Source organism: Actinomadura sp. NPDC048955 (genome assembly GCF_040649435.1).
GTDB classification, from domain to species: Bacteria; Actinomycetota; Actinomycetes; order Streptosporangiales; family Streptosporangiaceae; genus Spirillospora; species Spirillospora luteofluorescens.
The window spans coordinates 1-3,589 of sequence record NZ_JBEZJI010000149.1 but is presented as its reverse complement, the minus strand read 5'-3'; the positions used below and the strand labels follow the sequence as shown (position 1 = coordinate 3,589).

General features: G+C 67.3%; 3 protein-coding genes and 3 pseudogenes. 2 read left to right on the top strand and 4 right to left on the bottom strand.

The window, feature by feature from the left end:
• Positions 1 to 274: pseudogene (locus AB0C84_RS45530) on the bottom strand (IS5 family transposase); the annotation flags it as partial.
• A gap of 339 nt (positions 275 to 613) precedes the next feature.
• Here AB0C84_RS45530 and AB0C84_RS45525 point away from each other — a divergent pair.
• Positions 614 to 754, top strand: coding sequence for a hypothetical protein (locus tag AB0C84_RS45525; protein WP_361079022.1), 141 nt, complete (start codon positions 614 to 616; stop codon positions 752 to 754).
• A 156-nt stretch (positions 755 to 910) separates the two neighbouring features.
• Here the strand turns inward: AB0C84_RS45525 and AB0C84_RS45520 are convergent.
• The 3 genes and pseudogenes from AB0C84_RS45520 to AB0C84_RS45510 form a co-directional block, all read right to left on the bottom strand.
• Positions 911 to 1,195: pseudogene (locus AB0C84_RS45520) on the bottom strand (hypothetical protein); the annotation flags it as partial.
• A gap of 107 nt (positions 1,196 to 1,302) precedes the next feature.
• Positions 1,303 to 2,099 (bottom strand): IS5 family transposase gene (locus AB0C84_RS45515; protein ID WP_361079025.1). Its coding sequence is split into 2 segments (ribosomal slippage): positions 1,303 to 1,757 and positions 1,757 to 2,099, totalling 798 coding nucleotides; the frame shifts between segments, so codons are not numbered across the junction.
• Between the two features lie 1,097 nt (positions 2,100 to 3,196).
• A complete protein-coding gene (locus tag AB0C84_RS45510) occupies positions 3,197 to 3,358 on the bottom strand; it encodes a hypothetical protein (protein WP_361079019.1) in 162 nt (53 codons plus the stop codon).
• A gap of 11 nt (positions 3,359 to 3,369) precedes the next feature.
• Here AB0C84_RS45510 and AB0C84_RS45505 point away from each other — a divergent pair.
• Positions 3,370 to 3,589: pseudogene (locus tag AB0C84_RS45505) on the top strand (hypothetical protein); the annotation flags it as partial.

The following is a 3,589-nucleotide window of genomic DNA, read 5'->3' as shown; positions in this document are numbered from 1 at the left end:
TCGATGCCCCCGGCGGCGTCAGCCTGGGCGCGCACCACCTGAAGCAGCCGCTCCCAGGTCCCGTCCGCCGACCAGCGCCGAAACCGCTTGTAGACGGTGATCCATTCCCCGAACTCCGGCGGCAGATCACGCCAGGGCACACCAGTCCGCACCGATGACAGATCCCGTTGATCACCCGCCGATGGTCGACCCACCGTCCACCCCGCCCGCCCGTCGGCGGCAGCAACGGCGCCAGCCGCTCCCACTGCGCATCGGTCAAGTCACCACGACCCATCAACCCACAGTGACCCAACCAACGCCCACCGTCAGTCGATCCAAGAAACAGGCCCTAGGCGTACGTGCGTATACCGATCGACACCGGCGAGCCCAAAGCCTCCTGGCACGCGATCATCTGAGTCTACTTTGGGGCTGAGGCCAGCTTCCGGAGTAGGACGCCCGGTCGGGCGGAGCACGATAGACGATCATAGATCTGATCGTGTCCGCGCATCTCCTTGCGCCCCTCCCACTGACCACCGACCGCCCAGCCCTTACCTGTAAGCTACTTTCTGCGAAAGTTCGCGAACAAAAAAGAGTTAGGGAGGCAATAGTGGCACAGCCATCCGACCGAGTGCAGGTGGAACTCGACAAGGCCCACCTGCTGGCACTGACCCTGGGCGCAGGCCATCCACGCGTGAGTGCTGCGCTCCAAGAAGCCCGTGTGAAGAATGCGGCTGAGGACGGCGCCGAAGAATATCCCGAACACACCGCCGACTGATGGAACCGGGGTCTTCGATCTAGAGTGAGGAACGGAAGTTCCCCACTCCTCAACAGGCTGGCCCTGCGTTTTGCGTGGGGCCAGTCCTTCATCGCCATTACAGGAAAAGCAGGGCCGTCGCTGACTTAGAGCAAGACCTCCGATGGCGCTAAGCCGTCAAGCTGCGGTCGGCAGAGCGCGGGTGAAGGCATTTGCCGGCGTCGTAGGCCTGGCCGGTTTGAAGGCAGCGGAAGAGTTGGCCGAGCATCCGGTTGAACAGGTGCCGCAGGGCGGAGGGGTGTTTGTCCCTGTTCTCTCGGCGTCGCTGATAGTGGGCCCGTGCGGGTTGGTGATTGGTGGAAGCGGCGAAGGCCAGACGAACCCTGCGGCGGCGAGGCGATCGTGCTTGATCACCCGGTGGGTGATGGAGATGCTACGGCCCGAGGCGCGGGTGACCGGTGCCGATCCGGCGTAGGCCTCGAGCGCGCGGGCGTCGGCGAAGCGGCCGTGGTCGTCGCCGGGCTGATCGCCGAGGCGGTCGACGTTCTCGCATTGGGTGTTACGTCATCTCATTTGGCGAGTCGGCGGTGGCAGATGAGGGTGGCGGCGATGCCGACGAAGGCCAGGAAGTGTTCGGGCTTGCGTTCGTAGCGGCGGTGCAGTCGGCGGCAGCCGCTCAGCCAGGACACCGTCCGTTCCACCACCCAGCGGTGCCGCCCCAGCCGGTCTGAGGACTCGATGCCGCGGCGCGCGATGCGCGGCGTGATGCCCCGCCCGCGCAGCCAGCGCCGCAGGTCGGCGTAGTCGTAGCCCTTGTCGCCGTGGAGCTTGGCGGGACGGCGCCGGCGCGGCCCGCGCCGGGAGCGGGTCGGCGCGATGCCCCGAACCAGCGGCTCCAGCGCGAGCTTGTCGTGGGTGTTGGCCGCCGAGATCCCGACAGACAGCGGCAGCCCGGCACGATCGACCAACAGATGGATTTTCGACCCACGCTTGCCGCGGTCGACAGGATTCGGGCCCGTCAGTTCCCCCCTTTGGCGGCGCGGACACTGACGGAGTCGATCGCGCAACGCGACCAGTCCAGCTCACCACGCGCGCCCAGCTCGTCCAGCACCAAGCGGTGCAGCTTGGCCCACACACGCGCAGCTGTCCACTCGGTGAAACGGCGGTGCGCGGTAGGGCCCGACGGCCCGAACACCGGGGGCAACTGCTGCCATGTACAGCCAGTGGTCGCCACGAAGATGATCGCCGCCAGCACCTCACGATCCCCATGCCTCCGCCGGCCCCCGCCCTGCGGCCGCGTCGGAGCAGGCGGCACCACCCGCTGGAACAACTCCCACAACTCCTCAGGCACCAACCGCTCCACCATCTCCACGACCGCAGACTACCGCCGCCAACCCAAATGAGATGGTGTCTAAGAGCTTTGGGCGCCCTGAGGTGGCGGCAGGGGATGGAGTCCGACAGTAGGTCAAGACCGTAAAGGGCTATCTGGGTGGTCGGCCGGGTTCCTCCCGGTCGCTGGGGAGACGAGCGGCGGGGAGAGAAGTCCTTTCCACGCCGCTCGTTTGGCCGGCATCAGCCGCGTCAGGCGCCTGACGCTGTGGGCTCCCCCACATGAACATGCACACGAATGCCCCGCCGACGGGCCCCGGGCGCCGCAGACGGACGACCCCCAGCCCGTCCCCACGCTCTATCGCGCTCGCCTCTCCCACGTGCACCGGGAGCAGGCCCGCCCTCCACCACCTTGTTTGGGAACAGTTGGGGCGCACCACTTCGGGCACTTGACATCCGGCATGTGAATCAGCTCCCGTCTTGTTACGTCCGTTTCATGTCCGGAAACAGGCCGCCCTCTCTGCAGGGCGGCAGGCAGGACAGTCGACCTCTGACCTGGATCGGCAAGCCACTGACCATGTGACATAAATCGCCGGTGACTCCGGCCCGTGCGAACCCTGAGGCTCCCCGGGCTTGCCGACGCCTCTGCTACCCGCCAACATCCGCCGGCTTTGGCATGCAGCGAGCTGCCGCACCATATCGAGGCCCGCGCGACCGCCGACGCCGACTGACGAGCGCGGCCGTCACACCCCCCCCGGGGAGTGCTTCCCCACCCGAGGAGGCCGCGCCGAACCCCAGGCAAAGACCTTGCGGTCCTGGTTGCGGGTGCGTAAACGCGCTGACCCGCGCATATCCCGCGATTCGCGGTCTTACGGTGGGTTCCCAGAACGAGGGCCCTGCGCGTGCGAGGAGCCGCGAGTTTGCGAGGGCGGGGGGCGACTTCTCACACGGTTGGTCATCGGCGAGGACCCCGCGACCCGCGACCCGCCGATATCGGCACTGGTCACCGTCGGGGCGACAGGTAGCGGGCCAGCCGCGACCTGCCGAGGGCGGCGAGATGCGTTGCCGAATTGGGCTGTTGGGGGTCAAGAAACAGGGGTCCGGCGGTGCCGGACCCCTGCGGGTGGATGTGGGTCAGCCTCTGTCGATGAGGCGTTTGATGAAGTCGATGAAGTTGATGACGCCGACGACGATGACGTCAACGACGCCGCCGACGACGCTGACTACGACGCCGATGACGCTGCCGACGATGATGCCGACGATGACGTAGGCGAGAAGGATCACAAGCCCGGTCATGGGATGTCCCCTTGTCTTTTCGTTTGTGGTGGCGCCGATGGGCGCGCTTCGCGGGCGACCGTCCGGAATCCACGGCGTATCGCAGCAGGGGATCGGCGCGCGGGGCGGCCGGGTCGGGTTGCGGCCTGGGGGCCGGTCCCGATCTCGCCGACGAGGACGTGTTCGAGCCGCTCGACGAGGTCCTGACCTGGGACGAACGCCCCGGGCAGCCCGCCTTCACCCGTCCCGAGC

Bases quoted from the DNA above. Each gene is read 5' to 3' on its own strand.
- AB0C84_RS45510 (WP_361079019.1), bottom strand. From the start codon at position 3,358: ATGACCGGGCTTGTGATCCTTCTCGCCTACGTCATCGTCGGCATCATC.